The organism is Streptomyces resistomycificus, from assembly GCF_001514265.1.
GTDB lineage: Bacteria > Actinomycetota > Actinomycetes > Streptomycetales > Streptomycetaceae > Streptomyces > Streptomyces resistomycificus.
In genome coordinates this window covers 81,211-101,837 of sequence record NZ_KQ948999.1, presented here as the reverse complement: position 1 = coordinate 101,837, position 20,627 = coordinate 81,211, and the positions used below count along the sequence as shown (strand labels likewise).

Below are 20,627 nucleotides of genomic sequence, written 5' to 3'. Positions count from 1 at the left end.
CTCTTGACCCTGCAAGTCACTGTCTCCGGTGCCGCTGTGCGCGTGATGCGTACGGCGGCCGGACGGCGTGCGCTGCAAGTGGCGCTGCTGGTGGGAGCGTTGTTCACGCTCGGACTTCTGTGCGGCGAGCAGGCACATGCGGCGGAGGGTGCGCTGCCGACGACGTCCGAGGCGTCCGAGATCTCGGTGACGTCGGTGTCGGCGGTGTCGACGAGCTCGCTCCCGTACGGGAAGCGGGACGCCGGGTCTCCGGCCGACGACCACGCCCTTGACCCGCCGGCCGACGCGGCTGACGAAGTCCCGGTCGCCGGCTCCGCGGCCGGCGAGCCCCCGGTCGACGAGACGGAGCGGGTGCACGTCGTCCAGCCGGTGAGCCGTCACGTGGGCCGGACGGTCGACACGGTCCACGCCGAGGTCACGCGGCCGGTCGGCCGGCTCGTGGACAGCGTGGTCGAAAGGTTGGCCGAGGCGGAGGCGGAGGCGGAGGCGGAGACGGGGGCGGAGTTGCCGTCGTTGCCCGAATTCCAGGTCGCGTGGCCGAGCGCGCCGGGCTATGGGGGACCGCCCACCTTCCCCGAGCTGCCCGGTCGTCCCGGTCTGCCCGGTCTGCCCGCGCTTCCGGGGCAGACCTTGCCGGCGCCGGTCACCACCGCGCCGCAGCCGGACTCGCCGGTCGCGCCGGCGGTGACGGAAGAGCAGGAGTCGCAGGGGCGTTCCGCCGTGGCGGTGTCCCTCGCATACGGACCTCGGGGCGTCGCCGGTCCGATCTGGACCGGCCTCGCGGAGCACGCGGCAACGCACACCTCCGCGCACAGAGCAGCGTCCGCCGGGTACGCCCCCGTGCGTCACGCGCCCCCCGGCAATCCGGGCGGCGCGCCGGCCGGCAAGTCGGCGGTCGACAACGGCACGCCGAGGCACGGCGACGCGTGCGCCGTCACCGACAACAACCAGGCACCGCTTCGGCTCAGGGCCGGCGTTGCCGCGTCCGCCGCGGCGGACGGTACCCGGGACAGGCACCGGGACATCCCCGTATTCCCCGGCTAGGGCAGGCGTTTCCCCCGCTGTGGACCTGCCGCGCGGGGGCGGCACAGGTCTGCCCGACCGTTCGGACCCCTCCGATCTCCGGACGGAAGCCCCCGGGAGCCCTCTCCGGCACCGGAATGTCCCCAAGCCTGCTTCAAGTCCCGAAGGACCAGACGTACGCATGAACAAGAACATCCGCCGTTCCATCGTCATAGCCGCCGGCGTCACCGGCGCCTGGGCTCTCGGCTCCGCCGTGGCCAGCGCGGACGAACTGCCCGCCTCCTCCCTCTCGACCACGGACGTGACACCCGAGTCGACGGCCGACGCGACGACTGACACGACAACCGGACTCACCGGCACCGTCGGCACGATCACCGACACCGACACCGACACCGTCACCGGCACGGTCGCCGGAGTCGTCTCCGGCGTCTCCGGCGTCGCCGACGGCACGACCGCCGACGGTGTGGCCTCGACGGTCGCCGGCACGTCCGCCGATGGCGCGGACCAGGCCCGTCGGTACGTCGACGCGAAGGTCACCGTCCCGAAGGCGTCCAAGGTGAAGGGCGCCGCGGCCATCCAGGGTGCGAAGGCCGCCCGCGCCGCACAGGCCGCGGCAACCGTCACCCCGGCCACGGCGGCCGCCTCGGACGCCATCGCCGACGAGACCGTCACGGCTGTCCGAGCCACCGCCAGCGCCACCGACGCGAGCACCCCGAACATCCGGAACACCCCGAACTTCCGGAACACCCCGGGCAGCACCCCTCAGGACGAGATCGACTACCTCTTCGGCCCCCTCACCGCCTTCGCGCCCGAGCTGGAGCAGGCCCTCGCCGCAGCACAGACGAAGCTTCAGACAAGGGTGCAGGGCGGCCAGACCGCGGCCCGCTCCCAGGCGCACGCCGTGACCGGCGCCGCCCGGGCCACCGTCTCCGCCGTCCCCCAGCACGTCACCGGCACGGTCACGGGCACGGTCACCGGGATCCCCGCCACCGTCACGCCCGTCGTCGGGCAGACGGCCGCCGCGGCCGTGCCGCCCGTGGCGTCGGCGGCCGTCGCCGGGGTGCTGCCGACCGCGGCCGGCACGGTCGGCGCCGTGCCCCCGGTCGTCAACGGAGTGGTGACCGGCGTGACCCCCGTCGTGGACGGCACGGCCGCCGGCGTCCGGCAGACCGCGGGGAACGCCGTCGACACCGCGACCGAGCTGGCGTACGGCGTCGTCGCGGACGTGCGGCCGGTCGCCGGAGGCGCTGTGCGGGGTGCGCACTCCGTCGTCAACCACGCGGTCACCGATGTCACCCCCGTCGCGTCCGGTGTCGTCGCGGACGTCCCCCCGTACGCCACCGGCCTCGTCGGCCAGGTCGCCGACGACACCACCGCCTCCGTGCTGCCGCCGGTCGTCAACACCGCCGTGCACGGGGTGGTGCCGGTCGCCGGGCAGGCCGTCGCGGACGCGGGCGGGCTGGCGTACGGAGCGATCGGTGACGTGACGCCGTTCGCGGAGGGCGTCGTCGGCGCCGTACCGCCGCTGGCGCACGGTGTGACCGGGCACGCGGCCGACCTCGGGTACGGCGTCGCCGGCCAGGTGCCGCCCTTCGCGCAGGGAGTCGCCGATGCGGTCCAGCCGGTCGTCACCACTGTCGTCGAGACGGTGCAGCCGGTCGTCCGCGGCGTCGGCGGCAGCGCCACCACGCTCGCGTACGGCGTCACGCAGGACGTCCAGCCCTTCGCGTACGGGGTCGTCGGCGAGGTCGCCCCGTTCGGGTACGGCGTCGGCCAGGACGTGCGGCCCTTCGCGCAGGACCTGACCGGGACCGTCCGGGCCACGGCCGGCCCGCTCGCGGGCAACGCCGTCAGCGGCGTCGAGGGCGTCGCCGAGTCGATCACCCCGGCCTACGTGCAGGACGTACAGAACGCACAGGCCGTGCAGGACATGCACTACGGCGGCATCTCTCGCGTCTGACTATTCATGAGGCCGCAGGCCCCGGACGGCCGAAAGCCATCGGTTCGTCCAGCCGGAACCTCATGGAGGGGTGGAGGTGTCCTCATTGGGGTGAGGACCATCCGCCCCACGCCCCTTAGGGGCTGCTCAAGGGGCCTCACCGGGCCAACCCCAGCCCGGTGAGGCCCTTCCCCGCCCCTCACAGGCGGCACGCCGTGCCAGTGAGTCCGGCATCATGTGACAGGTATCACCGCTCAGGTGTGACCCGCGATTTAGAGGCCCCCGGTAAGCAGAGATAACCTGCGAGACGGACATGCCGCGCGCTCGGACACCGTGTGCGCCTCCCTTGTGACTGACAGACGGCGGACGTCACGTTGCCCTCGCGGCACGCCCACGCAGACAACGAACCGCGAGATCACTGATAGGGACGGAAGCGCGTGGACCTGTTCGAGTACCAGGCGAGGGACCTCTTCGCCAAGCACGATGTACCGGTGCTGGCCGGTGAAGTCATCGACACGCCTGAGGCGGCCCGCGCAGCCACCGAGCGTCTCGGTGGCAAGTCCGTCGTCAAGGCCCAGGTGAAGGTCGGCGGCCGCGGCAAGGCCGGCGGCGTGAAGCTGGCGGCGACCCCGGACGAGGCCGTCGCCCGCGCGACGGACATCCTCGGCATGGACATCAAGGGCCACACGGTCCACAAGGTGATGATCGCCGAGACGGCCCCGGAGATCGTGGAGGAGTACTACGTCTCCTTCCTCCTGGACCGCACCAACCGCACCTTCCTCTCCATCGCGTCCGTCGAGGGCGGCATGGAGATCGAGGAGGTGGCAGCCACCCGTCCGGAGGCCGTCGCCAAGACCCCGATCGACGCCAACGAGGGTGTGACCCCCGAGAAGGCCCGCGAGATCGTCGAGGCCGCGAAGTTCCCGGCCGAGGTCGCCGACAAGATCGTCAACGTCCTGGTGACGCTGTGGAAGACCTTCATCGAGGAGGACGCCCTCCTCGTCGAGGTCAACCCGCTGGCGAAGGTCGCCTCCGGCGACGTCATCGCCCTTGACGGCAAGGTCTCCCTGGACGAGAACGCGGACTTCCGCCACCCCGACCACGAGGAGCTCGTCGACCACGCTGCGGCCAACCCGCTCGAGGCCGCGGCCAAGGAGAAGAACCTCAACTACGTCAAGCTCGACGGTGAGGTCGGCATCATCGGCAACGGCGCGGGTCTCGTCATGAGCACCCTGGACGTCGTCGCGTACGCCGGTGAGGCGCACGGTGGCGTCAAGCCCGCCAACTTCCTCGACATCGGCGGCGGCGCCTCGGCCGCGGTCATGGCGAACGGCCTGGAGATCATCCTCGGCGACCCGGACGTCAAGTCCGTGTTCGTCAACGTCTTCGGTGGCATCACCGCCTGTGACGAGGTCGCCAACGGCATCGTGCAGGCGCTGCAGCTGCTCGCGGACAAGGGCGAGGAAGTCACCAAGCCCCTCGTCGTCCGCCTCGACGGCAACAACGCCGAGCTGGGTCGCAAGATCCTCTCCGACGCCAACCACCCGCTGGTGCAGCGCGTGGACACCATGGACGGCGCGGCCGACAAGGCCGCCGAGCTCGCGGCTGCGAAGTAAGGAAGAGGGACAGACACAGCCATGGCTATCTTCCTCAACAAGGACAGCAAGGTCATCGTCCAGGGCATGACCGGTGCCACGGGCATGAAGCACACCAAGCTCATGCTGGCCGACGGCACGAACATCGTCGGCGGCGTCAACCCCCGCAAGGCGGGTCAGTCCGTCGACATCGACGGCACCGAGATCCCGGTCTTCGGCACCGTCGCCGAGGCGATCGAGAAGACGGGCGCGAACGTGTCCGTCCTCTTCGTCCCGCCGGCCTTCTCGAAGGCCGCCGTGGTCGAGGCGATCGACGCCGAGATCCCGCTCGCCGTCGTCATCACCGAGGGCATCGCGGTCCACGACTCGGCCGCGTTCTACGCGTACGCCGTGTCCAAGGGCAACAAGACCCGGATCATCGGCCCGAACTGCCCCGGTCTCATCACCCCGGGTCAGTCGAACGCCGGCATCATCCCGGGCGACATCACCAAGCCGGGCCGCATCGGTCTGGTCTCGAAGTCCGGCACGCTGACGTACCAGATGATGTACGAGCTGCGTGACATCGGCTTCTCCTCCGCCGTCGGTATCGGTGGCGACCCGGTCATCGGTACGACGCACATCGACGCGCTCGCCGCGTTCGAGGCCGACCCCGACACCGACCTGATCGTGATGATCGGTGAGATCGGCGGCGACGCCGAGGAGCGTGCGGCGGACTTCATCAAGGCCAACGTGACGAAGCCGGTCGTCGGCTACGTCGCCGGCTTCACCGCGCCCGAGGGCAAGACCATGGGCCACGCCGGCGCCATCGTCTCCGGCTCCTCCGGCACGGCCGCCGCGAAGAAGGAGGCCCTCGAGGCCGCCGGCGTCAAGGTCGGCAAGACGCCGACCGAGACGGCGAAGCTGGCGCGCGAGATCCTGGCCGGCTGACCTTCCCAGCCCGGCGTTGGTGGGCCCGTTCCCGACCGGGGGCGGGCCCACCGGTGTTTCCGGCGTCGGCGTCCGGGCGGATCAGCGGGGCGCCGGCGCCAGCCGCTCCGGCCCGTTCAGCGTCTCCTCCCTGAGCCGCGCCCGCAGCTCCGCCTCCTCCTCGGACAGGGAGCCAGGCGCCACCCGCGGCGGCACCCCCTGCACCGTCTCGCCCGGCGGGACCGGCGGCTCGTAGCGCGTCGGAGCCGTCCGCAACGTCAGCGCCGTGGTGCCGACGAGCGCGACCGTGAAGGCGATGGCGGCCCGGGTCCAGAACCGGGCCCGGCGCTCACTGCCGATCCGTACCGCGGGCGGCTTCGCGGCCCGCAGGCGTTCCGTGGAGGCCAGTTCGGACAGCCGCCGGTTGAGTGTGACGGGGTCGGACAGCTCCGGCAGCCGCGACGCCACCGTCTCCCGCGCGTGCAGCAGCCGGTTCGCCGTCGCCGGTGTGCTCGCCTCCGTCTCCGCCGCCGTCTCCGGCAGGTCGAGGCCGACACCGTCGTACAGCAGCAGGGTGCGGCGCTGCGGCGGCGGGAGGTGCAGCAGTACGTCCATCAGCGCACGGTCGGACGCGTCGGCCGGCGGCGGCTCGGGGTGCCGGTAGCGGGGGCGGAACCGGTGCCAGGGGGAGAGGGCGTACTCGTAGGCCGCCGCCCGCACCCAGCCCGCCGGATCCCGGTCGACCGCCACCTCCGGCCAGCGCTGCCAGGCGAGTTGGAAGGCCCGCTCCACCGACTCGCGCGCGAGCTCACGCCGCCCGGTGAGCAGATAGGCCTGCCGTACGAGGGCGGGGGCGCAGAACGCGTAGAGCGCGTCGAAGGCCTGAGCAGGCGTCAGGGACGGCGTGGTGGTCCCGGGTTCGGCTTGAGCCGGGGGTGTGGGCGTGGGCTCGTGCTTGGCGTCGGGCTCAGCACCCGGCGTGGGTCCGGCGGCCTCCGGCGCGGGCGCCGGCTCGGGCGCAGACGCGGGCGCCGGATCGGTGCCGGTTGTGGCCTGTGGTTCGGGGGCGGGGTCGGGTGCGGGGGAGTCTTCCGCCCGTACGGCACGGTCTGCGGCGTCGGACGCCAGCTCGGCCAGCAGATTCGCGTACGCCTCCCGTCGCCGGCCGCGCGGAGTCGTACGACCGGACTCCCACCCGCGTACCGTCTCGCGGGGGACACCCAACCGCGCCGCGATCTGAGCCTGCGTCAAGGACCGGGCCTCACGCAGACGTCGGCGCTCCTTCGGCGCGGGGAGCGGGGTTGCATGACGCTGCGTCACCGTGTGCCCCTTCGTGCGAAAAAGTACATAAACGTATATTGAGCGACACATCGGAGGTTCGCCTGTTACGACGAGAAAGCGCGTGTCGTTGGGAACATGGCGGTCGTGATCCAGATGACCGCACGCCGACCGCCGTTGTCGTCCCTGCTCACCCGGTTGCGCGACCGATCGCCCGGACTGGCCGCCGGTTTCCTGGGGGGCGTGGTGGCCGCCGGGCTGGGGCTCGGCTCGTTCGCCGTCCTCGTGACCGTGCTGTGGATCAGTTCGCCGTACCCCGACAGCGGGCCCGGTGGCGCGTTGCACGTCGCCGCGGCTCTGTGGCTGCTGGCGCACGGCGCCGAACTGGTCCGCACCGACACGCTCTCCGGGATCCCGGCTCCGGTCGGCGTCACCCCGCTGCTCCTGCTCGCGCTGCCGGTCTGGCTGGTGCACCGCGCGGCACGGGACGCGACCGACGGTGACGGCGCGGGCGAGGACGACGGAGGGGCGCCCGTCTCGGGCGGTACGGCCTGGGCGGGCGTCGTCCTCGGCTACCTCGCCGTCGGCGCCGCCGCCGCGCTGTACGCGGCCGGCGGTGACCTGCGGCCCTCGTGGCTGTGGGCGGGCGTGTGCGTACCCCTGGTCGCGGCGGTGGCGGCGGGAGCGGGGGTGTGGACGGCGTACGGCCGTCCGCGCGCGGCCCTGGACGGCGTGCCAAGCCTGCTGCCGGCAGGGCTGCGACCGCTGGTTCTCGGCCCGGAGGCGCAGGCCCGTCTGGCCACGGCCGCGCGGGCCGCGGGCGCGGGGGCGATGGTGCTCGTCGGGGGCGGGGCGGTGCTCCTCGCCACGTCGCTGGTGTGGCACGGCGGGGCCGCCCGAAGCTCGTTCCTCCAGCTCACGGAGGGGTGGTCGGGCCGGTTCGCCGCACTGCTGCTCTGCCTCGCCCTGGTCCCGAACGCGGTGGTGTGGGCGGGGTCGTACGCCCTCGGCCCCGGCTTCGCCCTCGGCGTCGGCCACACGGTGAGCCCCCTCGCCTCCACGCCCGCTCCCCTGCTCCCTCCGTTTCCCCTGCTCGCCGCCGTGCCGGACCCGGGCACCGGAACGCCGCTGCACTGGGCGTCGGGGGTGGTGCCGGTGGCGGTCGGGGTGACGGTGGGGTGGTTCGTGGGGCGGGGGGCCGGTGGGGGAGTCGTCGTGGGTGGGAGTGAGGTCTCCGAGGCGGTGCGGGGCGGTGGAACGCTTCCGCGAGCCGGGGTGAGTGCCTGGTCGCGCGGGCGGACCGCGGGGACCGCCGCCTTGGCGGCTGTCCTGTGCGCGGGTCTGGTGGCCGCCCTGTCGGCGCTCGCCGGAGGGCCGCTCGGCGTCGGTGCGCTGGCCCGGTTCGGTCCGGTGTGGTGGCAGACCGGAGCGGCGGCTCTGCTGTGGACGTCGGTACCGGCGGTTCCCACGGCGTTGGGGCTGCGGGCCTGGCGGCGCCGTGGGCGTTCGGCGCGCGAACCGGAGTTGAGCCGTGGGAACGAGGAACGCGCCGCGGCGATCGGGAAGCAGCGGGCAGAGGCGGAGAGGGGCGCGAAGGCAGCGAAGGCAGCGAAGACGGAGAAGACGGCGAAGTCAGAGAAGGCGCCGAAGTACGAGGGCATGTCCACGGCTGACGACGGCGACCTCGAGCCGTACGACTTCCTGCCCGTGGAGGCCGCGCAACCGCTGTGGCACGACGGGGAAGCGGCGCGCGAGGCCCGCTGGGCGGCGCTGAAGGAGGCGATGGCGGTGTCGGAACCGCAGATGTCAGAACCGCCGCTGTCGAGGCCGCCGTTGTCGAAACCGTCGGTATCGGCACCACCGGTGCCGGAGTGGACGGAGCCCGAGGCGTTGGAGTCGGACCCGTCGGAGTCGGACCCGTTGGAGTGGGACCCGGCGGAGACGAGACCGCCGGAGCCTCCGGCCGCCGCCTCTTGACGATCCGTTCACCATCGACGGCAGGCACGGAGTTCGACGCCCGGGCCCAGCAGGGCCCAGTGCGCTCCGGTGCGTCCATAAGGCATGCCGGCCGTGGGCGAGGCGGACGAACGGCATGTGGGTGTGGCAGCAGACCACGGTGTCGCCGAGGGGGTCTGAGGGAACCGCTTCGGCGCGATGGGCGAAGGACAGGTGAAAGCCCAAGTATTCGAGCATCGTCCCTTGGACGAGAGGAGCCCCGATGACCGTCGGACCAGGCGTCGGTATCGGCACCGCGCGTGCCGATGCGGAGAGCGACGCCTCAGTGATCGCGCGGTCCCGGGATCAGCCCGAGGCGTTCGCCGCGCTCTTCGACCGGCACGCCGACGCCGTGCACCGCTACGCGGCCCGCCGCCTCGGCGGCGAGGTCGCCGATGACCTCGTGGCGGAGACCTTCACCACCGCATTCCAGCAGCGGCATCGCTACGACCCGGCCCGCGGCGCAGGCGCCGACGCCCGGCCCTGGCTGTTTGGCATAGCGACCAACTTGGTCGGCCGGCATCGGCGGGCTGAGGCCCGCCGGTTCAAGGCCATGGCCCGGGTCCCGGCCCTCGCCGACCACGACGAGCCGCTGGCCGACCGGGCCGCGGACCGGGTGGTGGCGCGGGCCGTACGCCGCGAGCTGGCGGCGGCGCTGGCCGCGCTGCCCGCTCGGTACCGGGACGTGCTGCTGCTGGTGGCCTGGGGTGATCTCGGCTACGAGGAGGCGGCCCAGGCCCTCGGTATCCCCGTGGGCACGGTCAGATCACGGCTGCACCGGGCTCGCAGCAAGCTGCGCGAAGCATTGGGCGGATCCAATCCGACGGCACTGCGAGAGGTATCCGACCATGAATGACGAACTCGAACTCTTGAGGGAGTGGGACGCGGACGCGGCCCCGCTCACCGGTCCGGCCCGCGACCGGGCCCGGCACCAGCTGCTCAACGCGATCGCCCACGCGGACCAGCGCACCGGCACCGGCCCCAGTCGCCGCCATGCACTGCGCTTCGCGGCGGCCGCAGTGCTCGCCACGGCGGTTACGGGGACGGCGGTGCTGATCAGCACGGACGGCTCCGGCGAGGGCGGCGCACCGGGCACGAGCACCCCGCGGGTGGAGAACGCCGCCGCGACGGTGCTGAACGGGGCGGCGGCGTGGGAACGCGAGCGGGAGAAGGAGCCGGTGGCGCCGCGCGACGACCAGTTCATCTACTCGAAGCGGATCATCCAGGAGACGGAGCAGAAGACCGGCAAGGTCAAGACCTACACCGACGAGATGTGGGACTCGGTGGACGTCTCCAAGCCCTCCTTGTCCATGGAACTGGGCCGCGAGATGTGGGAGGAGCCCGCGGGGAAGGGCGGCGGGGTGTGGCCACCCCGGAAGTGGAGCGAGCTGAAGAAGCTGCCCCAAGACCCGGAGAAGCTCATCTCGGTCATCATCTCCGGCTCCGTCGGCGGGTCCGACGACCGGTCGATCAGCGATCTCGGCAAGCTCCATCGGTTCGAGGCCTACTGGCTGCTCGGCGAGCTCCTGAAGAACCCGGTGCTGCCCCAGGGACTGCGCCCCGCGGCGTACGAGGCGATGGCCCTGGTGCCCGGCGTCAAGACAATCCCGGGAGTGAAGGACTCCGCCGGGCGGACCGGGGTGGGGATCGCCTATACCGAGCGCGGGTCCTACGATGACAAGTACCTGATCTTCGACCCGGCGTCGTATGAATTCCTGGGCTTCCGCGACGAGCGGATCTCGGCTTCCGGGAAGAAAAAGTACATCCAGCTGTCGCACGTAGTGGACTGGGGGATCGTCGACCGGGTGAAGCAGCGCCCGTAGGCCGCTGTCGCGCGCCCGGGCCCCGCAGGGCCGCCGGCACCGGCAGACGGTCGCCGGCGGCCCTGAGGTTTGCCTCCGGGAGGTCCGTGGGGGTGCCGCAGCCGAGGACCTCGCCGCCCGGCGTCGCGAACGCCGCGTCGCCGGAGCCCCCACCGCCTACCGAAAAGCCGCCGTCAGCTGCTCGCCCCCAGCACCCCACGGAGCTCCTTCGGCAGCAGCTCCTCGCAGGACTGCTTCGCCGTGTTGGTCAGGGCGTCGTTCGTGCAGGTGTAGTAGTCGCTGTAGACCAGCTTCACGGTGAAGCCCGCGGCGACCAGGACGATGGCCAGCGACGCCGTGACCAGGCCGCTGATCGCGGCGGTCCGCTGCGGACGGCCGCTCTGCGCGGGCGCCGGGGTGTCGGGGCCGGGGTTGCCGGGCTTGGCGCGCAGGGCGCTGATGGCCCAGTACATGGCGAGCGCGCCCAGCATCAGCGCCACGTACGGCCAGCTGAACAGGGCGAAGAAGAAGGCCCACATGCCGCTCAGCAGGGCGTAGCGCGCGCGTCGCTGGGCGGGGTCCGTCGGGTCCCAGCGCATGGCCGGGCCCTTTCCGCCCCCGCCGCCGCCCTGTCCCTCGGGGCCGGCCCCCGGGCGTTCACCGAAGCCGCCGCCACCCCGGCCGGGCTGACGGTCGCTCCACTGGTTGCCCCACGGACCGCGGCCGCCGTCGCCCTGCCCGCCGTCCGACCCGTCGCCGCCCTCCCCGCCCGCCGGGCGCCGGGGCTGCCAGGGCTGGTCCGGCGTGCCCTCGGGCGGCGGCGCGAAGGGGTTGTCGTCCGAAGCCGGCGTCCTGGACGGCGGCGCCTCGGCCGGGTTCGAGGCCCGGCCGTCCTGCCCGTCGCCGCTCTGCCGGTCCGAGGGCGCGTCGGGCGGTGAGGTGGGGCGCTCCCGCAGAAGCACGCCGCTGCGCACCCCTCCCGACGACGACTGCGGGAGGAGCGTAAGGAGTCGCAGACTGCGGTCCGGCATCAAATGAGCGTCTTCCCCTAGGCGATACGGCTGGCTGTCCTGAGCTGTCACATGGAGAACGCACCGTACGACGACCGCGTTCCCGAGCCCGCTCGCCCCAGACGCTACCTTCCGGCCACGCCCCCGTCCCGTGGGGGCCGCCCGGTGTGCCGGTATCGTTGCTGACGGTCGGCCGCTTCGTAGACTTCCCCGTATCCCGGGGCGCGAAGCATTCGTACGACCGTACAAACGCACCCCCGAGAAAGGGCCTCACCGTGGCCGCCAAGCCCGTGGCCAAGCGCCTCGTCGTGCTGGTCTCCGGTTCCGGTACGAACCTCCAGGCGCTGCTCGACGCCATCGAGACCGCCGGCCCCGAGGCCTATGGTGCCGAGATCGTGGCCGTCGGTGCGGACCGGGCGGGCATCGAGGGGCTGGCCCGCGCCGAGCGCGCCGGCATCCCCACCTTCGTACGCAGGGTCAAGGACCACGACACCCGTGACGCGTGGGACGCGGCCCTCGCCGAGGCCGTCGCCGCGTACGAGCCCGACCTCGTGGTCTCCGCCGGGTTCATGAAGATCGTGGGCAAGGTGTTCCTGGCCCGCTTCGGCGGGCGGTTCGTGAACACCCACCCCGCCCTGCTCCCCAGTTTTCCCGGCGCTCACGGCGTCCGTGACGCACTCGCGTACGGCGCCCGGGTCACCGGCTGCACCGTCCACTTCGTCGACGACGGCGTCGACACCGGACCGATCATCGCTCAGGGCGTGGTGGAGGTCCGGGAAGAGGACTACGAGGACGAGGGTGCCGCTCTACACGAGCGCATCAAGGAAGTCGAGCGAAAGCTGCTCGTCGATGTCGTGGGGCGGCTCGCCCGCAACGGCTATCGCATCGAGGGACGAAAGGTAGTTATCCAGTGACCGCCGAGAGCAACAAGCGGGCCATCCGACGGGCGCTCGTCAGCGTCTACGACAAGACGGGCCTCGAAGACCTCGCGCGCGGCCTGCACGAGGCGGGTGTGGAGCTCGTCTCCACCGGGTCCACCGCCTCCCGCATCGCCGCCGCCGGCGTCCCCGTCACCAAGGTCGAGGAGCTCACCGGCTTCCCCGAGTGCCTCGACGGCCGCGTCAAGACGCTGCACCCCAAGGTGCACGCGGGCATCCTCGCGGACCTGCGTCTCGAGGACCACCGCAACCAGCTCACCGAGCTCGGTGTCGAGCCGTTCGGCCTGGTCGTCGTCAACCTCTACCCGTTCCGCGAGACGGTCGCCTCCGGCGCCTCCCCCGACGAGTGCGTGGAGCAGATCGACATCGGCGGCCCGTCGATGGTGCGCGCGGCGGCCAAGAACCACCCGTCGGTCGCGGTCGTCACCAGCCCGGCCCGGTACGCGGACGTTCTCACGGCGGTCAAGGACGGCGGGTTCGACCTCGCCGCCCGCAAGCGGCTGGCCGCGGAGGCCTTCCGGCACACCGCCGAGTACGACATCGCGGTCTCCTCCTGGTTCGCCTCCGCGTACGCGCCGGCCGACGACTCCCCGTTCCCCGACTTCCTGGCCACCAGCCTGGAGCGCGCGCACACCCTGCGCTACGGCGAGAACCCGCACCAGCCCGCCGCCCTCTACACCGCGGGCACGGGCGGCCTGGCGGAGGCCGAGCAGCTGCACGGCAAGGAGATGTCGTTCAACAACTTCACGGACACGGACGCCGCCCGCCGTGCCGCGTACGACCACGACGAGCCGGCCGTCGCGATCATCAAGCACGCCAACCCGTGTGGCATCGCGATCGGGGCGGACGTCGCCGAGGCGCACCGCAAGGCGCACGCCTGTGACCCGCTGTCGGCGTTCGGCGGTGTGATCGCGGTCAACCGCCCGGTGTCGAAGGAGATGGCCGAGCAGGTCGCGGAGATCTTCACCGAGGTCATCGTGGCGCCCGACTACGAGGACGGCGCGCTGGAGGCCCTCACCAAGAAGAAGAACATCCGCGTGCTGCGCTGCCCCGACGGGCCCGGCCACCCCGTGGACGTCAAGCCGATCGACGGTGGCGCGCTGCTCCAGGTCACCGACCGCCTCCAGGCGGACGGCGACGACCCGGCCAACTGGACGCTGGCGACGGGCGAGGCGCTGTCGCCCGCCGAACTGCGCGAGCTCGCCTTCGCCTGGAAGGCCAGCCGGGCCGTCAAGTCCAACGCCATCCTCCTGGCCAAGGACGGTGCCTCGGTCGGCGTCGGCATGGGCCAGGTCAACCGCGTCGACTCCGCGAAGCTGGCGGTGGAGCGGGCGGGCGCCGAGCGAGCCGCCGGTTCCTACGCGGCCTCGGACGCCTTCTTCCCGTTCCCCGACGGCCTGGAGATCCTCACCGAGGCCGGCGTCAAGGCGGTCGTCCAGCCCGGCGGTTCCGTCCGCGACGAGCTGGTCGTCGAGGCCGCGCAGAAGGCGGGCGTCACGATGTACTTCACGGGGACGCGGCACTTCTTCCACTGAGAACGCGGCGGAGCGGGCCGGCGGCGTCGCCGGCCCGCTCCGTACGACTCAGCCGTCGACCTCGTACCGCCCGGTCTCCAGGAAGTACCGCAGCTCCTCCGGAGTGCCGTCGATGGCGTCCTCGGCGGCCGCGCGGAGCGCCGGGCTGATGGTGGGGTCGGCCAGGATGCGGGCGACGGCGACCCGGTCGTCCTCGGCCCGGGCGAGGCGGTAGCCGGTCTCCAGGAAGGCGCGCAGGGCTTCCGGTGAGTTGTCCTCGATGGCCTTCACGGCCTCCCGGTAGACCGCCGAGCGGGTGTCGGGCGAGGGGCCGATGATGCGGAAGATGGCGACGCTGTCGTCCTCGGCCTGGGCCAGCCGGTAGCCGGTCTTCAGGAAGGTGCGCATGTCCTCCACGGTGCCGTCGAGCGCCGCGTCGGCCTCTCGGGTGACCCTGAGGCCGCTGTCCTCGTCCGCCAGGATGCGCAGGATCGCGATACGGAGGTCGTGCTCGTCCATCTCGTCCACCGGCGTGCCGTCCGTCTGCGACGTCGCCGTCACCGCGGTGGACGCGGACGGCTGGCCGGCGGCGAAGGCCGGGGTGGTGAGCAGGAGGGCCGGTGCCAGGGCGGTGGCGGCGACGATCAGTGCACCGCGCGTGTGTCTCATACGTGGACCTGCCTTGGGGTGAAGGGAATCCGGATGATCGGGGGCGGGCACCGGACGTGTGCCGTGGTGGCCGCCCGTACGGGAATGCTCGCAGTCCCGGGTCGGTGGATCACTGCCCGGTGCGGGCAGTGTTCGGGCTGTGCCGTTGCCGGATCGTGCCCGGGGGCTGCCCGGCACGTCCGGCGCGTCCGTCACGTCGAACTGCGCAGCGCCGCCCACGTTTCGGGGCCGACCTTGCCGTCGGGGCTCAGTCCCCTGGCGCGCTGGAACTTCCGCACCGCCGCGTCGGTGTCCTTGCCGAACTGGCCGTCCCCGTCCGTGCCGCCCACGTCGTAGCCGCGTTCGGTCAGCATGCACTGCACCTGCACGACGCGTCGGCCACTGTCGCCGCGCCGGGTGAGTTCGGTGCCGGAGTAGTGGGTGCACCGGGAGATCCAGGGCGGGGTGGCGGGTGTCGTCGCGGTCCCGGTGGGGGTGGGGGCGCTGCTGTGACTGTCGCTCCCGGTACCGCCGCTGCCGGTGGCCCCGCCGTCGGGGGTGGCTTCGGCGCCGCCGGCACTGCCGGCTGACCCGGACGCATCGCTGCCGGGGTCTTTCCACGCCTCGTCCTTCACCTCCTTCCCGCCGGGCTTCTTCTCCCCGGTGGCGGAGGGCGAGGCGGAGGAGCTGGGCAGGACGGAGGCCGGTCCGTCGACGCGGGTGGCGTCGGCGGTGGCCGTCGGCGAGGCGAACGTGGTGTCGTCGGAGCCCGGGCGGGTGAGGAAGAAGGTGCCCGCCGCCACGGCGACCACGGCGATGACGGCCGCGATGGCGAGATAGGGCGCCTTTCGCTTGCGGCGGTCAGCGTGTTCGTCGGCGGGGGACGCGGCGGAGGGGACGTCCTGAACGCGCGGCGTCGCCGGGTCGCTGTGCCGTCCCGGCGGCGTCGGCGCGCGGAAGTGGCCGGACTCCTCGACGGAGAAACGTTCCAGCTGCTCACAGCCCTGCTGCCGGGTGAGCAGACGGGTGGCGAGCGGTTCCTGCCAGGGGGAGGCGGGGCCGTGGCCGGCCGCCGCGGACGCGCCGGTCAACTGTCCAGGGGTGGGCCGCCCGGCCGGATCCTTGGCGAGGCAGGCGGACAGCAGCGAAGCCAACGCGGGGTCGGCGGCCGTCAGTTCGGCCATGACCTCCGGCTTGGGCTCTTCGGAGGCGACCCGGTGCATGACATCCACGCCCGTGCCGTCACCGAAGGGGGCGCGCCCGGTGGCGGCGTAGACGATGGTGCAGGCGAGAGAGAAGACGTCGGAGGCGGTGTCGCAGCGGCCCTCACGCAGGTACTCGGGCGACATGTAGGCCGGCGTGCCGACCCGGTTGCCGGTGATGGTGATCGAACTGCTGTCGACGGCCTGCGAGATGCCGAAGTCGATGACGTGCGCGCCCTGCGGCGACAGGATCACGTTGGACGGCTTGAGATCCCGGTGTACGACGCCGGCGGCGGCCAGCGCCGACAGCGCCCGCCCCAGTTCCGTCACCAGCCGCCACACCCCGGTCGGCTCGAGCGCGCCGCACTCGCGGACGGCGTCGGCGAGGTTGAGGCCGGGCAGGTACTGGGTGGCGATCCACAGCAACTCGTCCTCGAACCCGCTGCCGAGCAGGCGTGGCGCGTGCGGCGTACACAGCCGGGTGTGCACCAAGGCCTCCCGCTCGAAACGCCGCCGGAACCTGGGGTCCTCGGCGTACTCGGGGCGGATCACCTTGACGGCGGCGAGGCCGGGGGTGTCGTCGGCGGGGCGGGCGAGGTAGACGCGGCCCATGCCGCCGCTGCCGAGTAACCCGAGGGGTACGTAGGGGCCGATCTGCCCCGGGTCCCTCGACCGTAACCGGCTCGCGCCGGCCTGCTCCAGGGCCGCGTCCCCGGACGCCGGTGAGTACGGCGGTATCGGCCGTTGGTCTGACATGGGCCCCCCGATGTGCTGCGGTCTCGCAACGAACGCTCGCGTCACGCCAGTTTGACGGAAGGCTACCGTTCCCGGGGCAGGAGTGGCGGGAGTGACCAGAACCCCGGCGCACCGGTCGGCCACGGTCGCCACCGAACGAACGGCCCGCCGGAGAACCGGCGGGCCGTAGGTCACTTGTGTACTGGTGCGGTCAGCCGTGCACCGAGCTGGCCTGGTTGTCCTTGGAGCCCATGTCGCTCACGTAGCCCTTCGCGCTGAGCTTGATGTTCCAGCCGCTGGAGCTGCCGTTCTCGTACTGGGCCAGCTTCCCGGTGTCCCCGGACCCCTGCCTGTTCCGCCACGACGACGTCTTGTTGTCGAAGCCGTAGTCATCGAGGTTCTGCCAGTGCTCGTCCTTGAAGATGAGGCGCTTGCCCTCGCCCTTCTTGTACTGGTACAGGCACAGCCAGTCGTTCGCGCAGGCGGGTACGGCGGCGGCGCCCACCTCGGCGGCGGCGAGCGCCACCGTGTCGGCGGACCGCTGGTAGCCGGACGCCTTCTCACCGGCCGCCGCGCTGCTGTAGCAGCGGATGTCGTCCTGCGTGAAGACCGCGCAGGTGTGGGCGCCCTGCCAGTCCTTGGACAGGTCGATGGTCTTGCCCTGGTACGAGGCCAGAAGCCCGTGGCCGGCGGACGGCTGGGCCTGTGCTGCTCCTGTCGAGACGAGTACCCCCAGGGTGGCCGTCGCGATCGCAGCGGTCATCAAGCGTGCTGAGCGCATGTCACTCCTTGTGTGGTCGAAGCGCCATCCCCCGTGGCGGCGCATGCATCACACTGGCGGTCGTGGCAGCGGAGCAGTACCTGCAATGTTTCAGGGTCGACCGGGAGTTCGCGCCACACGGCCCTGCCACCGGGGCCGGATCGACGCCCCGGCGCCGGGCGACCGCGTCGAGGTCGCCCACGACGTCCCCGGTGCCGTCCCCGTCCGTGACTCCGGGAACGCCGAAGGCCCAGCCCTGGTGGTCCCCACCAGGGCTGGGCCGTGTTCCTCGGCTCTCTTTGGACGTCCTAGCAGTTCTTGCTGGTGACGTCCTTCCACGTGTTGCCCGTCCCCGTGTACTTCTTGCCGTTGAAGTGCACGGGCTGGCGGTTGGCCTCCGTCGGGACGCCACTCGTCTTGTAGCGCTGCTCGTAGTGCAGGTGCGCCCAGCCTCCGCCGTTGCTGCCGGTCGCGCCGATGCGGCCGATCCTCGTCTTCGCGGTGACGCTGTCGCCCTTCTGGACGTACTTGTCGTGCTTGTCCTTGAGGTGGTAGTACGCGGTGTACCAGCCGCCGCCGTGGTTGACGACGATGACGTTGCCGGCGCCCCGGTCCCAGAAGGTGCGGGCGACCTTGCCCTTGTAGCCGGGGTACACCGCCTTGCCCGAGGACCCCGTGTTGCCCTTCACCACGATGTCCAGGGCCGGGTTGTGGCCGCTGTCGTAGGTGTCGAGCCGCCAGTGGGTGTTGCAGGCGAACGGCATCTGGAACCGGGGCTTGGCCGCCGCCGCGACCACGTCGGCCGCCGGGGTGGGCGTCGGTGCCGCCGTGGCCGTGCCGGCGGACTCGAGGCCGAAGGAGAGCGCGAGCGCGCCGGCCGCGAGTGCCACGGCCGTCCTGCGGCGGCGGGCCATGTCTGTTGTCCTCATCCGTGTCTCCCCGTTGTCGTTCCGATGTCGTTTCTCGAGCCGCTTCTCGTTGCGGACAGGTCGAGCATCCGGTGGCGGCCGCGAAGGCGGTACCTCGAAAGTTGCAGGGTTCAGCAGGTTGACACCCACTCGTGGGAACGGATCACCAGGCCACCGGGGTCGGGGAAATTGATCTTCTGGAGTTCCTGGAGGCAGCCGAACGGCTTCTTCCTGTTCGCCTCGCGGAAGAGTTCGACGTCGGCGTGCGGATCCCCGGTGTAGCCGTTGTTGAAGGCCGACCTCGGCCTGGTGGTCTTCGCCCAGTCGCAGGTGACGATGCCGCCGATCCAGTCGTCGTCGTACTCGTACCAGGCGCACATCTCGCCCTGTCCGTCCGGCTCCGTGAAGAAGCAGACGTCGCCCTGGTCGCAGCGCGCGTACCCCTGTGCCGCCGGCTCGCGCAGGGCGAAAAGGCCGGCGGTGGCCAGCGACAGCACCGTGACCGCCGCGAGCGCGCCGAGGACGGCTGGGTGCGGCCCGCGCCTCGGCTTCAGCCGGGGCAGCCGCGGGGAACGGGCGGCCCCTGCCGCGGCCTCGACCCGGCGGAGCAGGGCCTGCGCGGAGTGCGGGGCCCGGTCGGTGTGGGTGGGGGCGAGGCAGTCGATGACGATCTGCCGCCAGGCGTCGGGGAGTTCCGGTGAGAGGCGGAGCTCCTCACGGCCCTTGGCGTAGCGCTGGACCGCTTCCCGGCGGGCGACCGGGTTCGCCCCGGGGAAGGGCAGGCTGCCGGTCAGGACCAGGTGGGTGATGATGCCGAAGGCCCAGATGTCGGCCGTCGGACGGGTGACGTGGCCGCGTTCCCCCACCTCGGCCCACAGGAGTTCGGGCGGGGTGTAGTCGGCGGTCGTGAACGCGGGGGAGTAGGCGTGGGTGCCGTTCAGCTCGGCGGCCAGGTTGAAGTCGGCGAGCCGGACCGAACCGTCCGCCATCAGCAGCACGTTGGCGGGCTTGAGGTCACCGTGGACCCAGCCGGCGTGGTGCAGGTGGGCCACTCCCTCGCAGATCTGGGCGACCAGGGAGGGCCCTCCGGGGACGGCGACGGCACGGTCGGCCGGGGCGTCGCCACGCCCCCGCGACCGGGTCGGCACCTGGTCGAGCAGTTGGTCGAGGGAGCCCTCGGCACGTTCCAGAACGAGGACGGTGGCGCCGTCGAGGCCGGGGTGGGCGGGGTCGTCCACGGTCAGGGTCTCGTACATGCGGACCAGGCGCGGGCGCTGCAGCCTGCGCAGCAACTCGGTCTCCCGCTCGGTGAGTTCCCGCAGGTGGTGCAGCTGGCGTGGAGTCCGGGTGCCCGTGGGCAGGAACTTCAGCGCGGCCTCGGCCGGCAGGCCCTCGGCGGGCTCGGCGCACCGGGCGGCGTACACGCTGCCGAAGGCCCCGGACGCGATGGGTTCGCGCACCTCCCAGGCACCGACGCGGTAACCCCGCGGGACCTGCACGGTGTGCGGCGACGAGGTGGCGCTCATCGGGCAGCACCCCCGCGCCCGCTCAGCAGGGCCAGGTCGGTCTCCCGTACGAGATCGAAGCGCAGTGCCAGGGAGACCAGGCGCTCCTTCTTGCCGTTGAGGCGGGGGCCGCCGCCCGGCACCGTGTCCGGAGCCGGTTTGAGGCGCAGCTTCACTGCGAGGTAGTCGATGTTCCACGCCACCGCCGTACGGGAGACCGCCGGCCACAGCGGTCGCAGTTGATCGATCAGCTCTTCGGCGGTGGGCAGCGGGGCGTGCGGCTCGCCGCGCAGACGCGCGGCGCACAGGGCGACCAGGACGTGGAAGTACCGCTTGCCGCGGTCCAGCGGGAAGGCGCACGCGGTGGGCGCGCCGTCCCTCGGGCCGGTGCTGTCCAGGAAGTCGTGGCGCGGGGCCCAGACGTCGAAACTGAGCAGCTCGCTTCCGGCGGGCAGGACCACGCGGGCGAACTCGAAGGGCACCGGGGCGTCGAGCCGACCCGGCGCGACCTTGATGTGCTCGCCCGCGCCCTCAGGGTTCTCGACCACGTACGTCTGCGCGCTGCTCAGATTGCTGATCCTCCAGTAGGCGCCCGCGGTCGTGATCTCCCCGGCCTCACGGGAGACGCCCTCGTGCGGGATGGTCAGGTGCGGGCCGTGCGGTCGGGCCGTACGGCCGAACGGCAGGGAATCGCCCGGCTCCAGGTGAATGTGATCGTCCGGACACGTGCCGTGCATGGGCACGACAATGATGCTGTGCATGGCTACTTCCTTTCCCCCGGGAAGGAACTGGCGCCAGGGTAGGAAGGAAGCGCACAGGTGCCCCAAGAGCACGCAAAGATGGCGTGTCGGGTGCGAACGTGCAGGAAC

18 protein-coding genes and 1 pseudogene are annotated in these 20,627 nt (G+C 72.2%); 10 read left to right on the top strand and 9 right to left on the bottom strand.

Annotated elements, in window-relative coordinates:
• Positions 1 to 3 precede the first annotated feature (3 nt).
• From AQJ84_RS30810 to sucD, 4 genes are all read left to right on the top strand, one after another.
• Positions 4 to 1,044, top strand: coding sequence for a hypothetical protein (locus tag AQJ84_RS30810; protein WP_157874964.1), 1,041 nt, complete (start codon positions 4 to 6; stop codon positions 1,042 to 1,044).
• A 160-nt stretch (positions 1,045 to 1,204) separates the two neighbouring features.
• A complete protein-coding gene (locus AQJ84_RS44430) occupies positions 1,205 to 2,983 on the top strand; it encodes a hypothetical protein (protein ID WP_225889193.1) in 1,779 nt (592 codons plus the stop codon).
• 416 nt (positions 2,984 to 3,399) lie between these two features.
• On the top strand, positions 3,400 to 4,578 hold the full coding sequence (sucC, locus tag AQJ84_RS30800) for an ADP-forming succinate--CoA ligase subunit beta (protein ID WP_030043182.1): 1,179 nt from the start codon (positions 3,400 to 3,402) through the stop codon (positions 4,576 to 4,578).
• Positions 4,579 to 4,599: 21 nt separating this feature from the next.
• Positions 4,600 to 5,484 (top strand): succinate--CoA ligase subunit alpha, encoded by an 885-nt coding sequence (sucD, locus tag AQJ84_RS30795; protein WP_030043183.1) that lies wholly within the window; start codon positions 4,600 to 4,602, stop codon positions 5,482 to 5,484.
• An 81-nt stretch (positions 5,485 to 5,565) separates the two neighbouring features.
• Here sucD and AQJ84_RS30790 read toward each other — a convergent pair whose 3' ends face one another.
• Positions 5,566 to 6,783, bottom strand: a complete 1,218-nt coding sequence (locus AQJ84_RS30790) for a helix-turn-helix domain-containing protein (protein ID WP_030043184.1) — start codon at positions 6,781 to 6,783, stop codon at positions 5,566 to 5,568.
• A 96-nt stretch (positions 6,784 to 6,879) separates the two neighbouring features.
• Between AQJ84_RS30790 and AQJ84_RS30785 the strand changes: the two genes are divergently transcribed.
• Entirely contained in the window at positions 6,880 to 8,718 is a 1,839-nt protein-coding gene (locus AQJ84_RS30785; protein ID WP_063785376.1) for a cell division protein PerM, read from the top strand.
• A gap of 26 nt (positions 8,719 to 8,744) precedes the next feature.
• Here AQJ84_RS30785 and AQJ84_RS44425 read toward each other — a convergent pair.
• Positions 8,745 to 8,859: pseudogene (locus AQJ84_RS44425) on the bottom strand (metallophosphoesterase family protein); the annotation flags it as partial.
• 100 nt (positions 8,860 to 8,959) lie between these two features.
• Between AQJ84_RS44425 and AQJ84_RS30780 the strand changes: the two are divergent.
• Both AQJ84_RS30780 and AQJ84_RS30775 read left to right on the top strand, forming a co-directional pair.
• Positions 8,960 to 9,592: an RNA polymerase sigma factor gene (locus AQJ84_RS30780; RefSeq protein WP_053191823.1), complete on the top strand. Its 633-nt coding sequence runs from the start codon at positions 8,960 to 8,962 to the stop codon at positions 9,590 to 9,592.
• On the top strand, positions 9,585 to 10,559 hold the full coding sequence (locus AQJ84_RS30775) for a CU044_5270 family protein (RefSeq protein WP_030043187.1): 975 nt from the start codon (positions 9,585 to 9,587) through the stop codon (positions 10,557 to 10,559). The genes AQJ84_RS30780 and AQJ84_RS30775 overlap by 8 nt, the downstream gene beginning before the upstream one ends.
• A 173-nt stretch (positions 10,560 to 10,732) precedes the next feature.
• On the opposite strand, the gene AQJ84_RS30770 is transcribed toward AQJ84_RS30775, so the two are convergent.
• The gene (locus AQJ84_RS30770) at positions 10,733 to 11,569 is read right to left on the bottom strand and encodes a hypothetical protein (protein ID WP_030043189.1); all 837 of its coding nucleotides are present in this window, start codon (positions 11,567 to 11,569) and stop codon (positions 10,733 to 10,735) included.
• Between the two features lie 254 nt (positions 11,570 to 11,823).
• Here AQJ84_RS30770 and purN point away from each other — a divergent pair, with 254 nt between their 5' ends.
• Both purN and purH read left to right on the top strand, forming a co-directional pair.
• Positions 11,824 to 12,462 (top strand): phosphoribosylglycinamide formyltransferase, encoded by a 639-nt coding sequence (gene purN / locus AQJ84_RS30765; protein WP_030043190.1) that lies wholly within the window; start codon positions 11,824 to 11,826, stop codon positions 12,460 to 12,462.
• Entirely contained in the window at positions 12,459 to 14,021 is a 1,563-nt protein-coding gene (gene purH / locus AQJ84_RS30760) for a bifunctional phosphoribosylaminoimidazolecarboxamide formyltransferase/IMP cyclohydrolase (protein ID WP_053191821.1), read from the top strand. Before purN ends, purH begins: the two co-directional genes overlap by 4 nt.
• Positions 14,022 to 14,069: 48 nt before the next feature.
• Here purH and AQJ84_RS30755 read toward each other — a convergent pair whose 3' ends face one another.
• The 3 genes from AQJ84_RS30755 to AQJ84_RS30745 form a co-directional block, all read right to left on the bottom strand.
• Complete coding sequence (locus AQJ84_RS30755; RefSeq protein WP_030043192.1) at positions 14,070 to 14,669, bottom strand: ALF repeat-containing protein; 600 nt, start codon at positions 14,667 to 14,669, stop codon at positions 14,070 to 14,072.
• Between the two features lie 191 nt (positions 14,670 to 14,860).
• Entirely contained in the window at positions 14,861 to 16,606 is a 1,746-nt protein-coding gene (locus AQJ84_RS30750) for a serine/threonine-protein kinase (RefSeq protein WP_053191819.1), read from the bottom strand.
• 190 nt (positions 16,607 to 16,796) lie between these two features.
• Positions 16,797 to 17,366 (bottom strand): peptidase inhibitor family I36 protein, encoded by a 570-nt coding sequence (locus AQJ84_RS30745; RefSeq protein WP_063785375.1) that lies wholly within the window; start codon positions 17,364 to 17,366, stop codon positions 16,797 to 16,799.
• Between AQJ84_RS30745 and AQJ84_RS42605 the strand changes: the two genes are divergently transcribed.
• Complete coding sequence (locus AQJ84_RS42605; RefSeq protein ID WP_310591777.1) at positions 17,365 to 17,673, top strand: DUF397 domain-containing protein; 309 nt, start codon at positions 17,365 to 17,367, stop codon at positions 17,671 to 17,673. The two genes, AQJ84_RS30745 and AQJ84_RS42605, sit on opposite strands and share 2 nt — an antisense overlap.
• On the opposite strand, the gene AQJ84_RS30740 is transcribed toward AQJ84_RS42605, so the two are convergent.
• The 3 genes from AQJ84_RS30740 to AQJ84_RS30730 all read right to left on the bottom strand — a co-directional run bounded on the left by AQJ84_RS30740 (position 17,654) and on the right by AQJ84_RS30730 (position 20,519).
• The gene (locus AQJ84_RS30740) at positions 17,654 to 18,274 is read right to left on the bottom strand and encodes a M23 family metallopeptidase (protein WP_079022689.1); all 621 of its coding nucleotides are present in this window, start codon (positions 18,272 to 18,274) and stop codon (positions 17,654 to 17,656) included. The genes AQJ84_RS42605 and AQJ84_RS30740 overlap by 20 nt on opposite strands.
• A gap of 110 nt (positions 18,275 to 18,384) precedes the next feature.
• Positions 18,385 to 19,779: a protein kinase domain-containing protein gene (locus AQJ84_RS30735; RefSeq protein ID WP_053191813.1), complete on the bottom strand. Its 1,395-nt coding sequence runs from the start codon at positions 19,777 to 19,779 to the stop codon at positions 18,385 to 18,387.
• Positions 19,776 to 20,519 carry a hypothetical protein gene (locus AQJ84_RS30730; protein WP_030043196.1) on the bottom strand — a complete coding sequence of 248 codons (744 nt, stop codon included), beginning with the start codon at positions 20,517 to 20,519 and terminating at the stop codon, positions 19,776 to 19,778. Before AQJ84_RS30730 ends, AQJ84_RS30735 begins: the two co-directional genes overlap by 4 nt.
• Between the last annotated feature and the right edge of the window lie 108 nt (positions 20,520 to 20,627).

Bases quoted from the DNA above. Each gene is read 5' to 3' on its own strand.
- AQJ84_RS44430 (WP_225889193.1), top strand. From the start codon at position 1,205: ATGAACAAGAACATCCGCCGTTCCATCGTCATAGCCGCCGGCGTCACC.
- AQJ84_RS30780 (WP_053191823.1), top strand. From the start codon at position 8,960: ATGACCGTCGGACCAGGCGTCGGTATCGGCACCGCGCGTGCCGATGCG.
- AQJ84_RS30775 (WP_030043187.1), top strand. From the start codon at position 9,585: ATGAATGACGAACTCGAACTCTTGAGGGAGTGGGACGCGGACGCGGCC.
- AQJ84_RS30740 (WP_079022689.1), bottom strand. From the start codon at position 18,274: ATGAGGACAACAGACATGGCCCGCCGCCGCAGGACGGCCGTGGCACTC.
- AQJ84_RS30735 (WP_053191813.1), bottom strand. From the start codon at position 19,779: ATGAGCGCCACCTCGTCGCCGCACACCGTGCAGGTCCCGCGGGGTTAC.
- AQJ84_RS30770 (WP_030043189.1), bottom strand. From the start codon at position 11,569: ATGCCGGACCGCAGTCTGCGACTCCTTACGCTCCTCCCGCAGTCGTCG.
- AQJ84_RS30745 (WP_063785375.1), bottom strand. From the start codon at position 17,366: ATGCGCTCAGCACGCTTGATGACCGCTGCGATCGCGACGGCCACCCTG.
- AQJ84_RS30730 (WP_030043196.1), bottom strand. From the start codon at position 20,519: ATGCACAGCATCATTGTCGTGCCCATGCACGGCACGTGTCCGGACGAT.
- AQJ84_RS30750 (WP_053191819.1), bottom strand. From the start codon at position 16,606: ATGTCAGACCAACGGCCGATACCGCCGTACTCACCGGCGTCCGGGGAC.
- AQJ84_RS30785 (WP_063785376.1), top strand. From the start codon at position 6,880: ATGGCGGTCGTGATCCAGATGACCGCACGCCGACCGCCGTTGTCGTCC.
- sucD (WP_030043183.1), top strand. From the start codon at position 4,600: ATGGCTATCTTCCTCAACAAGGACAGCAAGGTCATCGTCCAGGGCATG.
- AQJ84_RS42605 (WP_310591777.1), top strand. From the start codon at position 17,365: ATGTCACTCCTTGTGTGGTCGAAGCGCCATCCCCCGTGGCGGCGCATG.
- AQJ84_RS30755 (WP_030043192.1), bottom strand. From the start codon at position 14,669: ATGAGACACACGCGCGGTGCACTGATCGTCGCCGCCACCGCCCTGGCA.